The organism is Flavobacterium macrobrachii (genome assembly GCF_014486675.1).
Taxonomy (GTDB): Bacteria; Bacteroidota; Bacteroidia; order Flavobacteriales; family Flavobacteriaceae; genus Flavobacterium; species Flavobacterium macrobrachii.
In genome coordinates, this window is sequence record NZ_JACTAC010000036.1 from 1 (window position 1) to 24,172 (window position 24,172).

A 24,172-nucleotide genomic window follows, 5' to 3' on the forward strand; every position below is an offset into this window, starting at 1 on the left:
GTTATAACTTTGTAAAATTAAACTTTAAGTTCATTAAAATCCAAAAATTGGGTTAATTAACTTTCAATAAAACTCCTATTTTACTAACTTTGCAAAGTATATAAAATATTATGGATACAATCATTTCAAACATAAAGTTAAAAGGCGATAAAGCCATTGAACAAATTCCTGCCATTAAAGATAAAGCACTTCGAATTAATCTAAATGAGAATATCTATGGAACGTTTGCAGAAATTGGAGCAGGACAAGAAACTGTAAGACATTTTTTCCGTGCTGGTGGTTCATCTGGAACTATTGCAAAAGCAATGTCTGCTTACGACAAAGACTTTAGCGACGCTATTTATGGTGTTGAAGATGATGGACGATATGTTACTGAAAGTCGCTTAAAAAAAATGCTAAACCATGAAGTTGAACTGATTGAAAAGCGTTTAAAAAGAGATAAACATCCTAACAAGATATTCTTCAGTTTTGCCAATACTGTGGCTACAATAGATTTTGCAAAGCAATTTAAAGGTCATGGTTGGGTTGGAATTAAATACCAAGTTGAACCAGATGAAGATTATAACGAAATTACATTACACATCCGTTTTAAAGAAACCGATGCAAGACTTCAACAAGAAACTCTTGGAATTCTTGGCGTGAACTTGATTTATGGTGCATATTACAAATACAACGATCCAAAAAAGTTGCTTCGTTATTTGTATGACCATTTAGACAAAGACCAATTAGAAATTGACACCATAAACTTTTCTGGTCCAAGATTTGAAAATGTTGATAACCGATTGATGAGTTTACAATTGGTTAAAAACGGAATGACCGAAGCCGTAATGTTCAGTCCAGATGGAACTAATATTTTACCAGCGGCAATTTTATACAAAAAAAATATTCTAGCAATCAGAGGAAGTTTTCGTCCAGTTACTCAAGTAAATATGGACATGTATGAGAAATCGTTAAAAATGTTCCTTGACGAAAGCAAAGTTGATAAAGACAATACGCTTGTAGTTTTTGAAATTACGTTATCAAATCTTCGTTCAGAAGGAGAAATTGATGAAAGAGATTTCATGGATAGAGCCGAATTACTTTGTTCATTAGGTCAAACGGTAATGATTTCTAACTTCCAAGAATATTATAAAGTAGTAGAATATTTCTCTAGTTATACCAAAGCCAGAATGGGATTAGCAATGGGTGTAAATAACCTAATTGATATTTTTGACGAAAAATACTATCGCCATTTAAGTGGAGGAATTCTGGAAGCCTTCGGAAAATTATTCTACCGCGATTTGAAAGTTTTCTTGTATCCAATGGAAGACGAAAACGGAGAAATCATCAACTCTCAAAACCTGAAAGTACATCCGAGAATGAAAGAATTGTATAAATTTTTTGCCTACAATGGAAAAGTGGTCGACATCACTGATTTTGACAAAGACCATTTAAAAATCTTCTCGCGCGAAGTGTTAAAAATGATTAGCAACGGAACGCCAGGTTGGGAAAAAATGTTACCAAAAGGAATTGCAGAAGTGATTAAACAACATCATCTTTTTGGTTATGATCCAAACAGAATTTTAGAAAAAGCATAAGTAGAAAAATAAGTCACTTACAAATCCAGATTGCCAAAACAATTTGGATTTTTTTGTGAAAGCAACAAATGAGATACTTCATAAAATTAGCCTATAAAGGAACAAATTACTTCGGTTGGCAATATCAACCTGATGCAATTTCGGTTCAGGAAACGCTCAACAAAGCTTTGAGTACGTTACTAAAAACCAACATCGATATTCTTGGTGCTGGAAGAACCGATTCTGGAGTTCATGCCAAAGAAATGTTTGCTCATTTTGACTACGAAACTGAAATAGATATTGAAAAATTGGTTTATAAACTCAATTCTTTTTTACCAAAAGATATCGCAATTTTTGACCTTATCAAGGTTCACGACGAAGCACATGCTAGATTTGACGCAACAAAAAGAACTTACGAATACCATATCCATACCAAAAAAAATGCGTTCAAAAGTGACGATAGTTGGTATTACAGTTTGCCGCTCGATGTTGCTAAAATGAACGAAGCGTGCAAAATATTGTTTGAATATATTGATTTTGAATGTTTTTCAAAAACTAATACTGATGTAAACACATTCAATTGCAAAATTTTTGAAGCTAATTGGCAGCAAAACGAAGACAAATTAGTTTTCATTATTGCTGCTGATAGATTTCTACGAAATATGGTTCGAGCAATTGTTGGCACAATGATAAATATTGGCTCAGGAAAAGTATCTTTGAATGATTTCCGACAAATAATTGAAAGCAAAAACCGGAGCAAAGCTGGATTTTCAGTTCCAGCACACGGATTGTATTTAACCAAAATTGAATATCCTTATTTGAGTAAAGAGTAAAATCTAATATCTAAAATTTAATATCAAATATTTAATGAAAGCTAAAGCATTTGACTCTAATCTTTTTAAAAGAATTCTAAAATACACCAAACCTTATAAAGCAAGGTTTTATGGTGTAATTGCTTTTGCTATTTTGCTATCCGTATTTGCTGCTTTACGTCCCTATTTACTGAAACAAACTGTTGACTCATACATTCAACCTAAAGATCAAGAAGGTTTACTTTGGTATGCTGTTTTGATGGGAATTGTTCTATTATTTGAAGTTTTTTCACAATTCTACTTTGTTTACTGGGCAAATTGGCTTGGTCAAGATATCATTAAAGACATTCGAACAAAATTGTTCAATCACATGCTTACTTTTCGAATGAAATACTTTGACAATGCTCCCGTTGGACAATTGGTAACGCGTTCGGTTTCAGATATTGAGCAAATTGCGCGCATTTTTAGTCAAGGACTTTTTATGATAATCAGTGATTTACTAAAAATGATTGTGGTTTTGGGTTTTATGTTCTACATGAACTGGCGATTAACTTGGATTGTGATTTTGGCAATGCCGATTTTGGTTTATGCCACAAGAGTTTTTCAACAAAAAATGCAATTAGCTTTTGAAGAAGTTCGAAATCAAGTTGCTAACATGAACACTTTTGTTCAAGAAAGAGTAACTGGAATGAAAATCGTTCAACTTTTTAATCGAGAAGATATTGAATTTGAAAAGTTTAAAGAAATCAATCAAAAACACAATAAAGCTTGGATCAAAACCATTTTATACAACTCTATCTTCTTTCCTATTGCTGATATTATTTCATCATTATCGCTTGGAGCTGTTGTTATATATGGAGGTTTTCATATTTTGGATGGTGATAAATTTACCACATTTGGAGATTTATTTTCCTATACCATGTTCATCGGAATGTTGTTTAATCCGTTGCGACAAATTGCAGATAAATTCAATGAAATGCAGATGGGAATGATTGCTGCCAATCGTGTTTTTGATATTCTTGACAGCGAAAATGATGTACAAAATAATGGTACAAAAATAGCTGGTCATTTCTCTGGAAATATTCGTTTTGAGAACGTACGATTTAGTTATGTAAAAGATCAAGAAGTTTTAAAAGGAATAAATCTTGACGTAAAATCAGGCGAAACGATTGCTATTGTTGGTGCAACTGGTGCTGGAAAATCTACAATAATCAATTTGCTTAATCGATTTTATGAAATAGATTCCGGTTCGATTTATATTGATAACCATAATATTAATGATTTTCAGTTGGAAAGTTTGCGCAAGCAAATTGCTATCGTATTACAAGATGTTTTTCTTTTTGCTGATACTATTCACAACAACATTACACTGAATAATCCAGCAATTTCGAGAGAAGAAGTTATTGAGGCTGCGAAGAAAATTGGTGTTCATAAATTCATAAAAACATTACCAAATGGTTATGATTATGACGTAAAAGAACGTGGCGTGATGCTTTCGTCTGGACAAAGACAGTTGATTGCTTTTCTTCGTGCGTATGTTAGCAATCCGAGTATTTTGATTTTGGATGAAGCAACCTCATCGATTGATACATATAGCGAAGAATTGATTCAAAAAGCAACCGAAAGAATAACAACTGGAAGAACTTCAATTGTTATTGCACATCGATTGGCAACGATTATCAATGCTGATAAAATAATCGTGATGGACAAAGGAATGATTGTGGAACAAGGTTCACATCAGGAATTGGTTGCTAAAACAGATGGTTATTATAAGAATTTGTATGAATCGCAGTTTTCTAATCAAATAGAATAAATTAATATTTATGAAAATCTTAAAATTATGCTTTTTAATTCGATAAATTTTGCGATTTTTTTACCAATAATATTTTTTTTGTATTGGTTTGTAATCAATAAAAATCTCAAACTTCAAAATATTTTATTGCTAGTTTCTAGTTATTTTTTTTATGCTTGTTGGGATTGGCGTTTTTTATTTCTTCTCTTTTTTTCGACATTTCTAGACTATTTTACTGGGATAAAAATGCAAGAAAGTAGTAACCAAAAAAGCAAACAGTTTTGGTTTTGGTTAAGCATAATTATAAATCTCGGATTTCTAGGAGTTTTTAAGTATTACGATTTTTTTGCAATTTCCTTTGCAGAAGCACTTTCTAATTTTGGAATAAAAGTAAATCCTTTAACTTTGAATATTATTCTTCCAGTTGGAATTTCTTTCTACACTTTTCATGGACTATCTTATGTTATTGACATTTACAAAGAAAAAATTAAACCTGAAAAAAACTTCGTAGAATATGCTGTATTTGTCAGTTTTTTTCCTTTACTAGTTGCAGGTCCAATCGAAAGAGCAACACATTTATTACCGCAAATTAAAGTAAAAAGAGAATTTAATTATTCTAAAGTTGTAGATGGAATGCGGCAAATACTTTGGGGTTTATTTAAAAAAATAGTTATTGCAGACAGTTGCGCTAATTTTGCAAATGAAATTTTTAAAAATCAACATGACTATTCAGGTAGTACATTAATCTTAGGTGCTTTATTTTTTTCATTTCAAATTTATGGCGATTTTTCAGGATATTCTGATATTGCGCTTGGAACTGCTCGTTTATTTGGAATAGATTTATTGAAAAATTTTGCTTTCCCATATTTTTCCAGAGATATTGCGGAATTTTGGAGAAGATGGCACATTTCTCTTTCATCATGGTTTAAAGACTATCTTTATGTTCCATTAGGTGGTAGTGAAGGTGGAACTTTGAAAAGAATTAGAAATACTTTTATAATTTTTATTGTAAGTGGATTTTGGCATGGAGCAAACTGGACATTTATCATCTGGGGATTATTAAATGCATTTTATATTTTACCTCTAATTATTTATAAAAAAAATAGAACTAATTTAGATATCGTAGCCAAAGGAAAAAAATTACCTAGTCTACAAGAAATATTTTCTATTTCAATAACTTTCATATTGACTGTTTTTGCTTGGATTTTTTTTAGGTCTGAGAGTGTCGGTTTAGCCATGGATTATATATTTGAAATTTTTTCGATTTCAACTTTTACTATTCCCTATTTTTCAGGAATTGGAACAAGTTTACCTGTCATATTCTTTGTTTTATTATTCTTTACAATCGAATGGATAGGACGAGAAAATGAATTTGCAATCCAAAAAATTGGTTTACAATGGAAAAGAGTATTTCGCTGGGGATTTTATTCGTTTTTAGTTATCACTATTTACTATTTTAGCTTTAATAGTTCAAACCAACAATTTATATATTTTCAATTCTAATGATTATAAATTTTTTAAAAAAAACAGTATCCTTTTCAATATTAATAGTTGTTATTATTACAACACTACAAATTCTAATCACTTTCCGTATAAAAGATAAAACTGTATTTGGACACGACAATTGGGATACAACCTCTAACATAGATGCAGATATTGTATTACTTGGCAGTTCAAGATGTTGGATGCACTTAGATCCTGGATTTTTTAATAAAAAATTTAATTTAAAAACTGTAAATATTGGTATGAACGGACATTCAAAAATTAACAGTATTCAACTTCGACTTGAAAATTATTTAATGAAAAATAAATCTCCAAAATTTGTAATATTTAGCTTTGATCCTTTCATCGAGCCATATTTCAATAAATCAGACAGTAATTTAATTAATAAAGATAAATATTCAAGATTTGCATTTATGCCAACAAAGGAAAATGAGGCATTAGTAGAATATTTTAAATTTAATAATGCAGAAAAGTATATCCCTTTGTATGCCATTTTTAAATATAAACTACTAGGAGATTGTGTAACTTTAAACAATTCCAACCTTTTTCCTGAAGGTTTTGGAATGAATGATGAAGTTTGGAACACAACAAAATCACCAGTAAACGACGAACTTAAAAAATATTATTTTACCGATAATGAAGCTAGTATTTTAAAAAAACAACTATATAACTTAAATGAATTTTGTAAAAAGAAAGAAATTAAACTAATCTGTATTCAAACACCAGTATACAAAGTTTTGTACGATAAAAAGAAATTCCAACAAACTATATCTATTTGTGAAAGTAATAATATTGAAGTAATTGATGCAAACTATGAAATAATAAGGAATAATTCTATTAATTTTTATAATACAAATCATCTCAATAAAAAAGGAGTAAATGAAATGAATAAACTACTTAAGAATGAACAAAAATTAATAAATTTTTTAAAATAATTACTTAAATTCGCAATCTTAATTAAAAGCTGTCCCAAATCAAAAAATTAACATTAACAAGTTGATAAAATAGAGTCTGAAATTAACTCCGGACAATACAATATGATTAAATAATAAATAAAAATAAACGCAATACAAAATGAAATACGATATTATTGTTTTAGGAAGTGGTCCAGGCGGTTATGTTACGGCAATCCGTGCTTCTCAATTGGGCTTTAAAGTAGCTGTTATTGAAAAAGAAAGCCTTGGTGGAATTTGCCTTAATTGGGGTTGTATTCCAACAAAAGCACTTTTAAAATCGGCTCAAGTATTTGATTACCTAAAACATGCTTCCGATTATGGATTAACCATTAAAGAATTTGACAAAGACTTTTCTGCCGTTGTAAAACGTTCACGTGATGTTGCCGACGGAATGAGTAAAGGTGTTCAATTCTTAATGAAAAAAAATAAAATTGACGTTATTGATGGTTTTGGCAAAATAAAACCGGGTAAAAAAGTAGATGTAACAGCTGCTGATGGAAAAGTTACAGAATATTCAGCAGATCACATTATTATTGCAACTGGTGCACGTTCAAGAGAGTTACCAAATCTTCCTCAAGATGGTGTAAAAGTTATTGGATACAGACAAGCAATGACTTTACCTACTCAACCAAAGAAAATGATTGTAGTTGGTTCTGGTGCGATTGGAGTTGAATTTGCTCATTTCTACAATTCAATGGGAACAGAAGTTACTATTGTTGAATTTATGCCAAATATTGTTCCTGTTGAAGACGAAGATATTTCGAAACAAATGGAACGTTCTATGAAAAAAGCAGGTGTTAACATCATGACAAATGCTTCTGTAGAAAGCATTGATACTTCAGGGAATGGAGTTAAAGCTTATGTAAAAACGGCAAAAGGTGAAGAAGTTCTTGAAGCAGATATTTTACTTTCGGCAGTTGGAATTAAAACTAACATCGAAAATATTGGTCTTGAAGAAGTTGGCATTGCAACAGATAGAGACAAAATTTTAGTAAACGCTTACAACCAAACTAATGTTCCAGGATATTATGCTATTGGAGATGTAACGCCAGGTCAAGCCTTGGCTCACGTTGCTTCTGCTGAAGGAATTAACTGTGTTGAAAAAATTGCAGGTTTACACGTAGAACCAATTGATTATGGAAACGTTCCAGGTTGTACATATGCAACTCCAGAAATTGCTTCTGTTGGTTTGACTGAAAAACAAGCTAAAGAAAAAGGATACGAGTTGAAAATTGGTAAATTTCCATTCTCTGCTTCAGGAAAAGCAAAAGCTGCTGGTGCTGCCGATGGTTTTGTAAAAGTAATTTTCGATGCAAAATATGGCGAATGGTTAGGTTGCCACATGATTGGTGCAGGTGTTACGGATATGATTGCAGAAGCAGTTGTAGCTAGAAAACTAGAAACAACAGGTCACGAAATTTTAAAATCTATTCATCCGCATCCAACAATGAGCGAAGCTGTTATGGAAGCCGTAGCTGCTGCTTATGATGAAGTAATTCACTTATAATAAGAATTTCAAATAATAAAAAAATGCCTCGAAAATTTCGAGGCATTTTTTTTAGAATTATCTGGAAATTACATTTTTGCTTTTAAAGCTTTGTATTTATCAGTCATTTCTAGTGCATTGTAAACACTTAACAACGTTTTCTTAGCTGGTTCATTGGTTGGATCTAACTCAACCGCTTTTTCTAAATAAGGAAGAATAGATTTAAAGTTTTTTTCTCTTTCAGCCTTGATGACAGCATATCTTTTATTATCTTTTTCAGATGTTCCAAGTTTGTTCATTTCATCAACAAATTTTTCATCTGCTCGAAGCATAACTTCTGATAAGTTAACATAAGCATTAACATAATCAGGTTTGATTTCAATTGCTTTCATGTAATACTTTTTGGCTTCTTCTATTTTTTCAGCATTTCCACTAATAACTCCTAAATTAAAAACTAAATCAGCATTGTTTGGATTTTTAGCCAAAGCTTCGTTTACTAAAAGGGTATATTTATCAAAATCATTTAGTTTTAAGTACAAATCCATTTCTGTAAACAATAAACTTTCATCATCTGGATTTATTTTTCTCGCATCTTGAATAGCAGTAATTGCTTCATTAGTTTTTCCTTGTTGAACTAATATTAGAGCAACATTTTTATAAATTTCACCACGTTTTGATGGTGTTTTTTCATCACGAGGTTTTTCATGTGTTTTAGCAGAATTAACTGAAATATCTCTTAATTGCTTGCTGCCAAAATTTTCTTCAACTTTAGTCGCTTTATTAGTAGCATAATAAATTATTGATTCTCCTGAATAATTTAATTTCTTCAATTCATTGTAGTATTCTATTGCTTTGTCATAATCCTCAGCGTTTACAGAATATCCTGCGGCATAAAACAACATATCAACATCGTTTTTATCTAACATGTAAATTGAATGTAACAAACTAGCTGCCTCTTTATATTGTTTTGCATCACCAAGTGCAATGGCGCCGTTTAATAATTCAGGTTTGAAAAAAGCAATTTTTGCTAAAATGTCATCAGTATAGACTTTTTTGCCAACTTTTTTCTCATAGTCTAAAGTAGCATTTAATCCTTTTTCTACCTCAGCAACTACTTTTGGAGTAGCAATTTGAGCTTTTTTCTCTGGTGTTGCTGTTGCGCCTAATGACATAATTTCTACAATTGGTGTCATTGCTTTATAAAATCCATAATATACGTTATCTGCTTCAGCGGTTGCTAAAGGTTGTAACGCATTTAAGGTTGCTTTATAGTCTGAAACATCATTTATTGTTGGAGTTGTTTTTTCATAAATTTTTTTCAACTTTTTCAACTCATCTTTTTGTGAGAAAGAGGAAACTGAAGCTAGTACTGCCGAAGCTAATACAATGTTTTTTATTTTCATATTATACATTTTTTAATTATTCATCATCTTCATCTACCGATTCTTCATCGTCGATTTCTTCTTCTTCAGTGTAATCATCGTCATCATCGTCAGTTGAACCTTCGTCTTCAAGGATTTCTAAAACTGGTTTTACTCTTTCGATAACTTCACCTTCAATAATATTTCCGTCTTCGTCTAGAACTACTTCAGAAACGTCATCTTTCATTACTTTGGTAACAGCTGCAATTGAGTCGTTTCCTTTAATGTTAATCAATTTTACTCCTTGAGTTGCTCTTCCCATTACGCGTAAATCTTCAACTGCCATTCTTATAGTCAATCCTGATTTATTGATAATCATTAAATCATCAGCATCGGTTACAGAATTTATGGAGATTAATTTACCTGTTTTTTCTGTGATGTTTAATGTTTTCACACCTTTTCCTCCACGATTTGTAATTCTATATTCGTCGATACTTGAACGTTTTCCATAACCGTTTTCGGCAACAACTAATATTTCACTTTCCATATCATTTACAGAGACCATTCCGATTACTTCATCTGTTTCGTCTTTTAAGGTAATTCCACGAACTCCAGAAGCTGTTCTTCCCATCGGACGTGTTTTGCTTTCTTCAAAACGAACCATTTTTCCTGATTTAACAGCAATCATTATGTGGCTGTTTCCATCAGTAAGTTCTGCTGCTAGCAATTCGTCTCCATCTTTAATGGTAATTGCTGCTACTCCGTTTACTCTTGGTTTTGAATATTTGTCTAACGACGTTTTCTTGACTTGACCTTTTTTGGTCACCATAATAAGGTTGTGACTGTTGGTATAATCTTTATCTTTCAAGTCTTGGGTACAAATAAATGCTTTTACTTTATCATCACTTTCGATGTTGATTAAGTTTTGAATAGCACGACCTTTACTTGTTTTACTTCCTTCTGGAATTTCATAAACGCGCATCCAGAAACATTTTCCTTTTTGTGTAAAGAATAATAAATATTGATGATTTGTTGCTACAAATAAATGTTCTAAGAAATCTTGATCACGAGTTCCGGCACTTTTTTGCCCAACACCACCACGGTTTTGAGTTTTGTATTCTGATAAATTAGTACGCTTGATGTAACCTGCATGTGAAATTGTTATCACTACATTTTCATCGGCAATTAAATCTTCAATACTTACATCTCCACCAGCATATTCGATTGTAGAACGACGTCCATCACCATATTTATCTCTAATTTCAATTAATTCGTCTTTAATTAATTGCATTCTCATTTCTTTGCTAGCCAATAAATCTTTCAAATGCTGAATTAATTTCATGATTTCTTCATATTCGGCTCTTAATTTATCTTGCTCAAGACCAGTTAACTGACGTAAACGCATTTCAACAATAGCACGAGCTTGAATTTCTGAAAGTGTAAATCGTTCAATTAATTTGGTACGAGCTTCATCGCCATCTTTTGAAGAACGAATTAATGCAATTACTTCATCTATATTATCAGATGCAATGATTAAACCTTCTAAAATATGTGCTCTTTCTTCTGCTTTGCGCAATTCAAATTGGGTTCTTCTCACTACAACATCATGACGATGTTCCACAAAATAATGTATTAAATCTTTTAGATTCAACATTTGTGGTCTTCCTTTTACTAGTGCAATATTATTTACACTGAAAGAAGATTGTAATTGTGTAAACTTATATAAGGTGTTCAAAACAACATTTGGAACAGCATCACGTTTTAATTCATAAACGATACGCATTCCACTTCTATCCGATTCGTCACGGATGTTTGAAATACCTTCAATTCTTTTTTCATTAATTAAATCGGCAGTTTTCTTAATCATTTCTGCCTTGTTCACTTGATATGGAATTTCAGAAACTATGATAGCTTCTTTTCCGTTAACTTCTTCAAAACCTACTTTGGCACGCATTACAATTCGTCCACGACCAGTTTTAAAAGCTTCACGAACACCATCATAACCATAAATTACACCACCAGTTGGAAAATCGGGTGCTTTAACATGGTTCATCAATTCGTCAATTTCAATCTCTTCGTTATCAATATATGCCAATGTTCCATCGATAACTTCGGTTAAATTGTGTGGTGCCATATTGGTTGCCATACCAACTGCAATTCCAGATGCACCATTAATCAAAAGATTTGGAACACGCGTTGGCATTACTTTTGGCTCATACAAAGTATCGTCAAAGTTCAATTGAAAGTCAACTGTTTCTTTGTCAATATCTGCCATAATGTCTTCTGACATTTTTTTCATTCTGGCTTCGGTATAACGCATTGCTGCAGGACTATCGCCATCAACTGAACCAAAGTTACCTTGACCATCAATTAACAAATAACGTAAACTCCATTCTTGCGCCATACGAACCATAGCATCATAAACCGATGTATCGCCGTGCGGGTGATATTTACCCAAAACTTCTCCAACAATTCTAGCGGATTTTTTGTGAGCTCTATTAGAAAAAACTCCTAAATCATACATTCCATATAATACTCTTCGGTGAACTGGTTTTAAACCGTCACGAACGTCAGGCAATGCTCTTGATACAATAACAGACATCGAATAATCGATGTATGCTGATTTCATTTCATCTTCGATGTTAATAGGAATTAACTTTTCTCCGTCAGACATAGTTGTATAAATTATTATAAAATTAGTTTAAATTCAAAACGTGCTAATATAGGATATTTATCGCTTTTATAGGTGTTTTTAGTTCACAAATTTCAAAGATTTATTAACAAAATGAGGTTGTTTTTTGGTTAATAAAATACTTTAAGTACTACTTTTATTATTGGTATTTTTTTTGTCAATTAGCTGACAGTACTTTTAAAGGAATGATTTTTGATTTACTCATTCCGATTAGTTAAATTTACTTCACAAAATCAAATTGCTATGGATGATAATTTTTCACCAAGAGTTAAAGATGTAATCACGTACAGTAAAGAAGAAGCGCTACGATTAGGGCATGACTTTATTGGAACGGAACACTTGATGCTTGGTATTCTTAGAGACGGAAACGGCAAAGCCATATCTATACTAAACAATCTTTCGATTGATTTAGAACATTTGCGTAAAAAGGTGGAAATTCTAAGTCCGGCCAACCCAAATGTTGAAATCAGTAACGAAAAGAAAAACCTACACTTAACACGTCAGGCGGAACGTGCTTTGAAAACAACTTTTCTTGAAGCTAAAGTTTTTCAAAGTTCTTCAATTAGTACTGCACATTTACTTTTGTGCATACTTCGAAATGAAAATGATCCAACAACCAAACTACTACATCGTCTAAAAATCGACTATAATGTAGTTAAAGAACAATACTTAAATATGACACCAAACGAAGAAGATTTTACAGATAACTTGCCAAGAAATGAATCGTACAACGAAGATTCAGGTCAAGATGACAGTTTAAAAGAAGGAAGTTTCAATAATCCTGCGAACAAAACCAACAAAAAATCGAAAACTCCGGTTTTGGACAACTTTGGTCGCGATTTAACCGAACTTGCCGAAGAAGGAAAACTCGATCCAGTTGTTGGTCGTGAAAAAGAAATTGAGCGTGTATCTCAAATTCTTAGCCGAAGAAAAAAAAACAATCCATTACTAATTGGTGAACCAGGTGTTGGAAAATCTGCCATTGCCGAAGGCTTAGCATTACGAATTATTCAAAAGAAAGTTTCTCGTATTCTTTTTAATAAACGTGTTGTTACGCTTGATTTAGCTTCATTAGTTGCCGGGACAAAATACCGCGGACAATTTGAAGAAAGAATGAAAGCCGTAATGAACGAATTGGAAAAAAACGACGACATCATTCTTTTCATAGACGAAATCCACACTATTGTTGGTGCTGGTGGCGCAACGGGTTCGCTTGATGCTTCCAACATGTTCAAACCTGCTTTAGCAAGAGGCGAAATCCAATGTATTGGTGCTACAACTTTGGACGAATACCGCCAATATATTGAAAAAGACGGTGCATTAGAAAGACGTTTTCAAAAAGTAATTGTAGAACCAACTTCAGTAGAAGAAACGATTACAATTTTAAATAATATCAAAAACAAATATGAAGATCACCATAACGTAATTTACACACCTGAAGCTATCGAGGCTTGTGTAAAATTAACAAATAGATACATGTCAGAACGTTTTCTTCCAGACAAAGCTATTGATGCTTTGGACGAAGCTGGTTCTCGTGTTCACATTACTAATATTGATGTCCCAAAACAAATTTTGGATTTAGAACGTCAATTGGAAGAAGTACGCGAACTTAAAAATTCTGTAGTCAAAAAACAGAAATATGAAGAAGCAGCCAAACTTCGTGATGACGAAAAGCGTTTAGAGAAAGACTTAGCTATTGCACAAGAACAATGGGAAGAAGATTCTAAAAACAACCGTATCCGAGTAACCGAAGACAATGTTGCCGATGTAGTATCGATGATGACTGGAATTCCAGTAAACAGAATTGCACAAACAGAAAGCAACAAATTAGCTCATTTACCAGAACTTATCAAAGGAAAAGTAATCGGTCAAGACGAAGCTGTTACCAAAATTGCTCGTTCAATTCAACGTAATCGTGCTGGACTAAAAGATCCAAACCGACCAATTGGTTCGTTTATTTTCTTAGGTTCAACTGGAGTTGGAAAAACCCAATTAGCTAAAGTTATTGCTCGTGAATTATTCGATTCTGAAGATGCTTTGGTTCGAATTGACATGAGCGAATACATGGAAAAATTTGCAATTTCTCGTTTAATCGGTGCACCTCCAGGATATGTTGGTTATGAAGAAGGTGGACAATTAACCGAAAAAGTTAGAAGAAAGCCCTATTGTGTTGTTCTTTTGGACGAAATCGAAAAAGCACATCCCGATGTTTTCAATATGATGCTTCAAGTTCTAGACGATGGATATTTAACCGATAGTTTAGGTCGAAAAATTGACTTCAAAAACACGATTATCATCATGACTTCGAATGTTGGCGCACGTCAATTGAAAGATTTTGGTCAAGGTGTTGGTTTTGGAACATCAGCAAAGGTGGCACAAGCCGATGATCATTCAAAAAGTGTAATCGAAAACGCATTGAAAAAAACATTTGCACCAGAATTCCTTAACAGAATTGATGATGTAATTGTTTTCAATCCGTTAGAAAAAGAACATATCAATTTAATTATCGAAATCGAATTGAAAAAGCTATTTGCTAGAATTGAAGAATTAGGATACAAACTTAATTTATCTGATACAGCAAAAGCATTCATTGCTGAAAAAGGTTTTGACAAACAATTTGGTGCTCGACCATTAAAAAGAGCTATTCAAAAATATGTTGAAGATGCATTAGCCGAAGAAATAATTACTTCCAAAATAGCATCGGGCGATGAAATTTTTATGGATTTAGACGAAACGGCTCAAGAGTTAACTGTTACTATTCAAAAAGCTGAAAATCCTACGAATTAATAAAATATAATTTCTACTTTTATAAACCATTAAGAGGTTAAGAAAATTAAGTGTTACTTAATGAAACTTAAACTCTTAGTGGTTTAATTTTTTATCACAAATGAATTCAAACAAAATCATATTAGGTTCAGAAGAATGGTGTTCGTTTCCTGAGCTTGGAATTCCAGCTATCAAAGCTCGTGTCGATTCAGGCGCAAAAACTTCGGCGTTGCATGCTATCAATATTGCGCCATTTATCAAAGAAGGTGAAAATTGGGTAAAATTTGACATCAACCCTATTCAAAATAATTTAAAAACCGTTATCCACTGCGAGGCAAAATTGATTGACAAACGTGTTGTTAAAAGTTCCAGCGGTTTTCGCGAACAACGTTATGTTATTCAAACCAAATTAGCCATTGGAAATGACATTTGGGAAATCGAAATGACACTGACCAATCGTGACTCAATGGGTTTCAGAATGCTACTTGGTCGTGAAGCTATGAGTGGAAGAATTCTAGTCGATCCTGAACAAAAGTATCTTTTAGGTCAAACTTCCACCGAAATTTTAAAAGATTTATACCAAAATTCAATTTCCAAAAAATCTGGTCTTCGCATTGGACTTTTAGCTAGTAATCCTGAATTGTATAGCAACAAACGAATTATGGAAGCTGGCGAAATGCGTGGTCATGAAATGCATTTTTTGAACATCAAAGAATGTTATATGAAACTCGATGCCGATAAACCTGAAATCCATTATCGTGGTGGAAAAATCCTTGATAATTTTGATGCTATCATTCCTCGAATTCGTCCAAGTATTACGTTTTATGGTTGTGCATTAACCCGACAATTTGAAGCGATGAAAGTCTATTGTTTAAATTCGGCAGCCGCAATTACTCAGTCGAGAGACAAATTATTTTCACTTCAATTACTTTTGAGAAATGGTGTTGATATTCCAACAACTGGTTTTGCGAATTCGCCTTTGGATACGGATGATTTGATTAAAATGGTTGGCGGTTCGCCATTGATTGTCAAATTATTAGAAGGAACACAAGGAAAAGGAGTTGTTTTGGCGGAAACTAAAAAAGCTGCCGAATCGGTAATTAATGCTTTCAAAAGTTTGAATGCTAACATCTTAGTTCAAGAATTCATCAAAGAAGCCAATGGTAAAGATTTGCGTCTTTTTGTAGTTGATGGAAAAGTTGTTGCGGCTATTCAACGTGAAGCTGCTGCGGGAGAATTCCGTGCCAATATTCACATGGGAGGAACGGCTTCGATAATAAAACCAACTGTTGAAGAAAAGAAAATCGCCATCAAAGCTGCCAAAGCTATGGATTTAAAAGTGGCTGGAGTTGATATTATTCGTTCATCAAAAGGTCCGCTTTTATTGGAAGTAAATTCTTCGCCAGGTTTGGAAGGAATTGAAGGCGCAACCAACAAAGACATTGCTGGAGAAATGATTAAAGCGATCGAAAAGAATTTTAAAGTAAGACAAGAAATCTAAATCATAAACCATGAACTTACTTTCTCAAATTATCGTCGGATTTATTGCTGTATTGCATATTTATATTCTTTGGCTCGAAATGTTCGCTTGGACAACACGTGCTAAAAAAGTATTCAAAACCATACCCGAAGACCAATTCGAAAAGACAAAAGTCATGGCAGCCAATCAAGGTTTGTATAACGGCTTTCTTGCCGCTGGTTTGATTTGGTCGTTACTAATTTGTGATGCCACTTGGAGTAAAAATTTAGCGTTGTTCTTTTTAGGTTGTGTTTTAGTCGCTGGAATTTATGGTGCGTTAACCGCTTCCAAGCGCATCTTTTTTGTACAAGCTGTTCCCGCTATTTTGGGGATTTTGAGTTTGGTGATTTCCACAAATCAAAAAAAAGAAAATATTGATTTTACTTTCTTCAAATGGAATATTCGTGAATCATATTATCTAAAATTAAATCTATCCGATACACTTTTTTTTATTAATACATATCCATTTGAAGAATCCGTTTCATATACCATTTTAAATGATAAAGATAAAGAAATACTTCAAAATGTTCTAGATACAATTTCATTCCCCAAAAACGAAACTAGTTTTGAAAACAATAAGATTGAAGATGGAAATACTTATGCTTTTGAATTAAAAAATAATAACCAAAAAAGATCATTGAAGATCCATGGTGGAAAAGGCCCAATTCATTTTTGGAAGCTTGGAAAAATACTAGAAACTATAAAAGCAAGGCATCAATTTACTACAATCAACAAAAAATTTGACTTTTCGGAAATGAATAAATCATTATTTTTTATTCCACCACCACCAATTATAAAACCTGAAATATCAGAATTTCAAAATTAAAGCTTTTACTCTTCCAAATCAATCATAAAACTATCCAAAAACGCTACCGATTTCTCAATATCATAATGTAAAATTCGGTCCTCTTTAACCAACGGAACTTCTTCGCGATACGATTTTACAAAGCTTTCTATAAATTCACTCGATTTTAAAGGTTCTCTGAAATGAATAGCTTGGGAAGCATTCATCAACTCAATAGCCAAAATTCGCTCTAAGTTTTCAATAATTCTCAAACATTTTGTAGCGGCATTTGAACCCATCGAAACGTGATCTTCTTGACCATTGCTCGAAACAATACTATCAATACTTGCTGGAGTTGCCAATTGTTTGTTTTGACTAACAATACTTGCCGCTGTATATTGAGGTATCATAAAACCAGAATTCAATCCTGGATTGTCAACCAAAAATGCTGGCAAACCTCGTAATCCCGAAATCAACTGATACGTTCTTCTTTCAGAAATACTACCTAATTCCGCCAAAGCAATTCCCAGAAAATCTAACGCCAAAGCCAAAGGTTGTCCGTGGAAATTTCCACCAGAAACAATCAAATCTTCATCTTTAAATATATTAGGATTATCGGTAACCGAATTTATTTCTGTCTTAAATACTTTTTTCACATAATCAATAGCATCTTTCGAAGCACCATGAACTTGCGGAATACAACGGAACGAATATGGATCTTGAACATGAGCTTTTTCTTGAGCAATAATTTGACTTCCTTCCAATAATTCGTTCATTCGTTGCGCCGTTACAACTTGCCCTTTATGCGGACGAACGTAGTGGATTAATTCATTAAACGGTTCAATTCTTCCGTCAAAACCTTCCAAAGAAACAGCCGAAATGACATCTGCTAAATAGGAATATTTCATCGCTTTCAGCAACACATAACAACCATAAGCACTCATAAATTGGGTTCCATTTAACAACGCTAAACCTTCTTTGGATTGCAAGACGATTGGCTTCCATCCCATTTTTTCTATAACTTTTCCTGAAGGTTGACGAAATCCTTCATAATTTACTTCGCCTTCGCCTATTAATGGCAATGATAAATGCGCTAACGGAGCCAAATCACCACTAGCACCAAGAGAACCTTGATTATAAATTACGGGTAAAATATCGTTATTATAGAAATCAATTAATCGTTCCACTGTTTGCAATTGAACACCTGAATTTCCATAACTTAAACTTTGAATTTTAAGTAATAACATCAGTTTCACAATTTCCTGCGGCACTTCTTCTCCTGTTCCACAAGCATGCGATTTTACTAAATTTTCTTGAAGTTTGGATAAATTCTCATTCGATATTTTTACATTACACAACGAGCCAAAACCAGTATTTATTCCATAAATTGGCGTTTCATTTGAAGCCATTTTTTGATCTAAATAATCACGACATTGTTGAATATTAACTTTTGCTTCTTCTGACAATGCCAATGTTTTGTGTTCAGAAATTATCTCTTGTAATGTTTCTAAAGTCAATACTTCAGAACTAATATAATGCGAATGCTCCATTTTGGATTGGGTTTAGACGCCAAAATTCCGCAAACGAATGTTAAAAAGCAATTATTTTTAAGCTATTTTATTGACAAATTGTCAAAAATAGTTTTGAAAATAAATTTAGTTTAAAAATTTAACAAACTATATCGTTTTTCAATTGTCAAATCCTCAAAAATTACTCTTAATGTAAAAGTTTAAAAATAAATACTATATATTTGAAAAAAATGATGGTCAACAATTTTAAATATAATTCTTCTCTAAAAACCACTTTAATGGTTTCATCAACTGTTGGCACAACATCAACTACCACAACCCCATTTGGGGTATAATTTTTACATATAATCCTTTTATATGCTTTCATTAGAGAGCAAGTCAAACATTTACACTAAACGTATACATTAAAAGTTATGATAGCATTAAAATTTGGCGGAACATCTGTAGCCAATGCCGAAAATATCAACAAAACAATAAATATTGTTGCAGAAAAAAGTAAATCCAAAAAACTAGCTGTGGTCGTTTCAGCTTTTAGCGGCGTAACCGATTTATTGATTTTAGCAGGAAAATCAGCTTCCGCAAAAGACAAAAACTACAAAAATATTGTAGCCGAAATCGAAAAGAAACACAAAGAAGCTATTGATGAATTAATTCCTTTAAGTGAACAAAGCGAAATTATTGATGTAATCAATAGTAATATCAATCATTTAAAAACACTACTTGACGGTTGTTATCTTTTAGGCGAATTATCCAATAGAACTGCCGATATTGTTGCGGGTTTTGGAGAACTACTATCATCACAAATTATCGCAACAGCATTAAAACAAAAAGTAAGCAACTCAAGTTTTAAAGATAGTCGCGAACTCATTAAAACTGACAATAATTTTGGAAAAGCTTCTGTTAATTTTACTGAAACTAATACATTGATTAATAATTATTTTAAGAATAATAATCAACAAGTTACAATTTTCCCTGGTTTCATCGCTTCTTCTGCCGATGGAAATACAACAACACTTGGTCGTGGTGGTTCTGATTATACTGCAGCAATTATTGCAGCAGCTATCAATGCCGAAGTATTGGAAATTTGGACTGACGTAAATGGCATGTTTACTGCTAATCCAAAAATCGTAAAGCAAGCCCAACCTATTGAAACCATTTCCTATCAAGAAGCGATGGAATTGTCTCATTTTGGTGCAAAAGTTTTATATCCGCCAACCATTCAGCCTGTTTTAAAAGATAACATTCCAATTCTTATCAAAAACACGTTTGAACCCGAAGCCAATGGAACCTTAATTTCAAACAATCCATCATCAAACAACAATCCAATCAAAGGAATTTCTCATATTGACAAAATCGCATTGTTAACACTCGAAGGTTCTGGAATGGTTGGTGTTTCTGGTTCATCAAAACGATTATTCGAAGTACTTTCTATAGAAAATATTAACGTAATTTTTATTACTCAAGCATCATCGGAACATTCCATTTGTATTGGAATTCTAAATTCAGATGCCGAAAATGCCGAAAAAGCCATCAACAAAGCTTTTGAACTTGAAATTGCTCAAGGCAAAATCGACAAATGCATCGTTGAAAAAGACTTATGCATCGTAGCATTGGTTGGTGAAAGCATGAAAAACCACCAAGGAATTTCAGGAAAAATGTTCAGCACTTTAGGCAAAAACAACGTCAACATTCGTGCGATTGCTCAAGGTGCATCCGAAAGAAACATTTCGGTAGTAATCAATGAAAAAGACGTTAAAAAAGCACTGAATACACTACACGAACGCTTCTTTGAAGACAACACTAAGCAATTGAATTTATTCGTTATGGGAGTTGGAAATGTAGGCGAAAAATTCATTGACCAAATCAACCAACAAAAGAAATTCTTAAAAGAAAATCGCCGAATAAACGTTCGAGTTATTGCGTTAGCCAATTCACGAAAAATGGTTTTTGACGAAGATGCAATTAATCTCAAAGACTGGAAAACTGCTTTAGATAATGGCGAAACTGCCAATGTAGAAAGTTTCATTTCTCGTGTAAAAGAACTCAATCTTCGCAACAGTATTTTTGTTGACATCACAGCAAATTATGATGTAGCCGGAATTTACGACCAATTTTTATCCAAAAATATCGCTGTCGTAACCTGCAATAAAATTGCCTGTTCATCTGAATTCAACAACTACAAAAACCTTAAAGATTTATCCCGAAAATACAACGCGCCATTTTTATTTGAAACCAATGTTGGCGCAGGATTACCTATCATCGATACCCTGAAATTATTGATTGCTTCTGGTGATAAAGTCAACCGTATCAACGCTGTTTTATCAGGAAGTTTGAACTTCATTTTCAATAACTTTAGTGAAAGTTACAGTTTTCATGATGTAGTTAAAGAAGCAGGAGTTCAAGGATTTACCGAACCCGATCCGAAAATAGATTTGAGCGGAGTTGATGTTGCTAGAAAAATATTAATTCTAATTCGTGAAAGCGGTTATCAAATGGATATGGAAGAAATTGAAAACAACTGTTTCCTTCCTGACGAATGCATGAAAACGACTAACAACGATGATTTTTTTGCTTCATTAATTAACCACGAAGCTCATTTCAATAAATTATTAATCGAAGCCAAAGAAAAAGACAGTCGTATTAAGTTTGTAGCAAGTTTCAACAACGGAAAAGCTGCCGTTGGCTTGCAATTCATCCCAAAAGAAAGTCCGTTTTACAACCTTGAAGGAAAAGACAACATCGTCGAGTTCTACACCGATCGTTATGTAGACCAACCGCTAATCATCAAAGGTGCTGGTGCTGGCGCAGCCGTTACAGCATCTGGGATTTTTGCCGATATTGTCCGAATTGGAAATGTGTAATTTTTTTTGAAACGAAAAGCTTGGGCTTAACTTGCATACCTTTTTCCTGCTTTTCGTTTCAATCTTTTCATTTTTGAATAAAAATGAAAAGGATTTTCACTTCAAATAAAATTCATCGAACTCCGAAGAAAATTATTAACAAAGTGAGATAATCAGGGTTAAACAGAAAATGTATTGAATATTTGCAGCAAAAATCTGTTAAATCCTTGCAATCTGTGGCAAAAAAAAATTGATTTAGAACAAATTTTCACAATGACTATGAACGAAATAAAAATATTCTGTCCAGCAACTATCGCCAATCTAAACTGCGGTTTTGATGTACTAGGTTTATGTTTGGAAGGTATTGGTGACGAGATGATTTTCAGAAAAACTTCCCAAAAAGGAATTACAATTTCTAAAATAACTGGCGCCGATTTACCATTAGAAACCAATAAAAACGTAGCCGGAGTTGCCGCTTTAGCAATTTACAACACCATCAATCCTGATTTTGGAATTGAAATCGAAATCCATAAAAAAATCAAAGCCGGAAGCGGAATTGGAAGTTCATCTGCCAGCGCAGCCGGAGCTGTTTTTTGCGTAAATGAATTACTTGGAAAACCTTATTCTAAAAACCAATTAGTCGATTTTGCCATGAAAGGCGAAGCTATTGCCAGCGGTTCTGAACATGCCGATAACGTTGCGCCTTGTTTGCTTGGTGGATTTACTTTAGTTCGAGGTTACAATCCGTTGGATGTGATTAGAATTGACAGTCCGAGTGAACTCTTTGCGGTTGTACTTCATCCGCATATTGAAGTCAAAACTTCCGATTCAAGAGCTGTTTTAAAACCTGAAATCAGTTTGAAATCTGCCATTACACAATGGGGAAATTTGGGCGGATTTATCGCTGGATTATATACTAAGGATTATAATTTACTTGGTCGTTCGTTGCAAGATGTTGTCATTGAACCGTTGCGAAAACATTTAATTCCTAACTTTGATTTGGTAAAAAACAACGCATTACAAAACGGAGCTTTAGGTGCTGGAATTTCTGGTGCTGGACCGTCAATTTTTGCCTTGTGCAAAGGTCAAGAAACCGCCGAAAAAGTAGCCTATGCCATGAGCAACAGCTATCAAGAAACCGGAATTGAATTTGACATGCATATTTCAAAAATCAATCCGAATGGAGTAATCGAAATCAAAAAATAAACACAAATTTCACAAATTCACACAAATTAAATCTGTGGAAATTTGTGAAATCTGTGGCAAAAAAAATAAAAAATGAACTATTACAGCTTAAACAATAAAAATCACAAAGTAACTTTTAAAGAAGCCGTTATCAAAGGATTGGCACCTGATAGAGGTTTGTATTTCCCCGAGACAATCACACCTCTGCCCGACTCGTTTTTTCAAAACATCGAAACGCTTTCCAATGAAGAAATTGCTTTTGAAACCATCAAACAATTTATTGGCGATGAAATTCCAGAAACCGAACTCAAAAAAATCATAAGCGAAACGCTTTGCTTCGATTTTCCGTTTATTCCTGTGGAAGACAATGTGTTTTCATTGGAACTTTTTCACGGACCAACAATGGCTTTTAAAGACGTTGGCGCACGATTTATGTCGCGCTGTTTGGGTTACTTCAATCGAAATACCGACAAAAAAGTTACGGTTTTAGTAGCAACATCTGGCGATACTGGCGGAGCAGTTGCTAGCGGATTTTTAAGCGTAAAAGGCGTTGAAGTCGTTATCCTTTATCCATCAGGAAAAGTCAGCGATATTCAAGAACGACAACTTACTACATTAGGACAAAACATTAAAGCTCTGGAAGTCGATGGCGTTTTTGACGACTGTCAAGATATGGTCAAAAAAGCATTTCTAGACCAAAGTCTAACCCACAAAAACTTAACCTCGGCCAATTCCATCAACATTGCACGTTGGTTGCCTCAAATGTTCTATATCTTCTTTGCTTACAAACAACTGAAACAATACAACAAATCAATTGTTTTATCATGTCCAAGTGGAAATTTCGGGAACATTTGCGCCGGAATTATGGCTAAACACTTAGGATTGCCTATCGCTCATTTTGTAGCTTCAACCAATGCGAATGATACGGTTCCAAGGTTTTTAGAAAAAGGAAACTACGAACCGAAACCATCTGTTGCCACGATTTCCAACGCAATGGATGTAGGTAATCCAAGTAATTTTATTCGCATTCAAGAATTGTACAATGATGATTTAAACGAATTTGAAAAGGATTTTTCTTCTTATTCTTTCTCGGATGCCGAAACAGAAATTACTATCAAAGACATTTATTCTCGAACCAAATACATCGCTGAACCTCACGGTGCTGTTGGTTATCTTGGTTTGAAAAAAGAAATGCAAAAACAAACTAATTCCATTGGTGTTTTCTTAGAAACAGCGCATCCTATTAAGTTTTTAGACATTGTTGAACCTTTATTGGATTTACAATTACCTATTCCAAAACAGATAGAAAGCGTTTTAAACAAAGAAAAAGTTTCGATTAAAATTAAAACCTATGAAGAGTTAAAAGATTTTTTGCATTAAGAATTTAACAT

The 24,172-nt window shown here is 33.2% G+C and carries 14 protein-coding genes and 1 pseudogene; 12 read left to right on the forward strand and 3 right to left on the reverse strand.

The window, feature by feature from the left end; genetic code table 11:
* Positions 1-110 precede the first annotated feature (110 nt).
* From IAI56_RS09200 to lpdA, 6 genes are all read left to right on the forward strand, one after another.
* Complete coding sequence (locus IAI56_RS09200) at positions 111-1,577, forward strand: TonB-dependent receptor (RefSeq protein ID WP_187657587.1); 1,467 nt, start codon at positions 111-113, stop codon at positions 1,575-1,577.
* Between the two features lie 68 nt (positions 1,578-1,645).
* Positions 1,646-2,389: a tRNA pseudouridine(38-40) synthase TruA gene (gene truA, locus IAI56_RS09205; RefSeq protein WP_187657588.1), complete on the forward strand. Its 744-nt coding sequence runs from the start codon at positions 1,646-1,648 to the stop codon at positions 2,387-2,389.
* 34 nt (positions 2,390-2,423) lie between these two features.
* Positions 2,424-4,181, forward strand: a complete 1,758-nt coding sequence (locus tag IAI56_RS09210) for an ABC transporter ATP-binding protein (protein WP_187657589.1) — start codon at positions 2,424-2,426, stop codon at positions 4,179-4,181.
* 27 nt (positions 4,182-4,208) lie between these two features.
* Positions 4,209-5,663, forward strand: coding sequence for an MBOAT family O-acyltransferase (locus IAI56_RS09215; protein WP_187657590.1), 1,455 nt, complete (start codon positions 4,209-4,211; stop codon positions 5,661-5,663).
* The gene (locus IAI56_RS09220; RefSeq protein WP_187657591.1) at positions 5,663-6,598 is read left to right on the forward strand and encodes a hypothetical protein; all 936 of its coding nucleotides are present in this window, start codon (positions 5,663-5,665) and stop codon (positions 6,596-6,598) included. Before IAI56_RS09215 ends, IAI56_RS09220 begins: the two co-directional genes overlap by 1 nt.
* Positions 6,599-6,737: 139 nt before the next feature.
* A complete protein-coding gene (gene lpdA / locus IAI56_RS09225) occupies positions 6,738-8,126 on the forward strand; it encodes a dihydrolipoyl dehydrogenase (protein ID WP_187657592.1) in 1,389 nt (462 codons plus the stop codon).
* A gap of 68 nt (positions 8,127-8,194) precedes the next feature.
* On the opposite strand, the gene IAI56_RS09230 is transcribed toward lpdA, so the two are convergent.
* Together IAI56_RS09230 and gyrA are read right to left on the reverse strand one after the other, a co-directional pair.
* Positions 8,195-9,508 carry a tetratricopeptide repeat protein gene (locus IAI56_RS09230; RefSeq protein WP_187657593.1) on the reverse strand — a complete coding sequence of 438 codons (1,314 nt, stop codon included), beginning with the start codon at positions 9,506-9,508 and terminating at the stop codon, positions 8,195-8,197.
* Between the two features lie 16 nt (positions 9,509-9,524).
* Positions 9,525-12,140, reverse strand: a complete 2,616-nt coding sequence (gene gyrA, locus IAI56_RS09235; RefSeq protein ID WP_187657594.1) for a DNA gyrase subunit A — start codon at positions 12,138-12,140, stop codon at positions 9,525-9,527.
* A 261-nt stretch (positions 12,141-12,401) separates the two neighbouring features.
* Here gyrA and IAI56_RS09240 point away from each other — a divergent pair, with 261 nt between their 5' ends.
* From IAI56_RS09240 to IAI56_RS16440, 3 genes and pseudogenes are all read left to right on the forward strand, one after another.
* Positions 12,402-14,945 (forward strand): ATP-dependent Clp protease ATP-binding subunit, encoded by a 2,544-nt coding sequence (locus IAI56_RS09240; RefSeq protein ID WP_187657595.1) that lies wholly within the window; start codon positions 12,402-12,404, stop codon positions 14,943-14,945.
* 100 nt (positions 14,946-15,045) lie between these two features.
* Entirely contained in the window at positions 15,046-16,425 is a 1,380-nt protein-coding gene (gene rimK, locus IAI56_RS09245; RefSeq protein ID WP_187657596.1) for a 30S ribosomal protein S6--L-glutamate ligase, read from the forward strand.
* Positions 16,426-16,435: 10 nt separating this feature from the next.
* A pseudogene (locus IAI56_RS16440) lies at positions 16,436-16,792 on the forward strand (DUF1304 domain-containing protein); the annotation flags it as partial.
* 482 nt (positions 16,793-17,274) lie between these two features.
* Here IAI56_RS16440 and hutH read toward each other — a convergent pair.
* Positions 17,275-18,777, reverse strand: coding sequence for a histidine ammonia-lyase (hutH, locus tag IAI56_RS09255; protein ID WP_187657598.1), 1,503 nt, complete (start codon positions 18,775-18,777; stop codon positions 17,275-17,277).
* 392 nt (positions 18,778-19,169) lie between these two features.
* On the opposite strand from hutH, the gene thrA reads away from it, so the two are divergent.
* The 3 genes from thrA to thrC all read left to right on the forward strand — a co-directional run bounded on the left by thrA (position 19,170) and on the right by thrC (position 24,161).
* The gene (gene thrA, locus IAI56_RS09260) at positions 19,170-21,617 is read left to right on the forward strand and encodes a bifunctional aspartate kinase/homoserine dehydrogenase I (RefSeq protein ID WP_187657599.1); all 2,448 of its coding nucleotides are present in this window, start codon (positions 19,170-19,172) and stop codon (positions 21,615-21,617) included.
* Positions 21,618-21,875: 258 nt separating this feature from the next.
* Positions 21,876-22,802, forward strand: a complete 927-nt coding sequence (locus tag IAI56_RS09265) for a homoserine kinase (RefSeq protein ID WP_187657600.1) — start codon at positions 21,876-21,878, stop codon at positions 22,800-22,802.
* 72 nt (positions 22,803-22,874) lie between these two features.
* Entirely contained in the window at positions 22,875-24,161 is a 1,287-nt protein-coding gene (gene thrC / locus IAI56_RS09270) for a threonine synthase (RefSeq protein ID WP_187657601.1), read from the forward strand.
* The last annotated feature ends 11 nt before the right edge of the window (positions 24,162-24,172 follow it).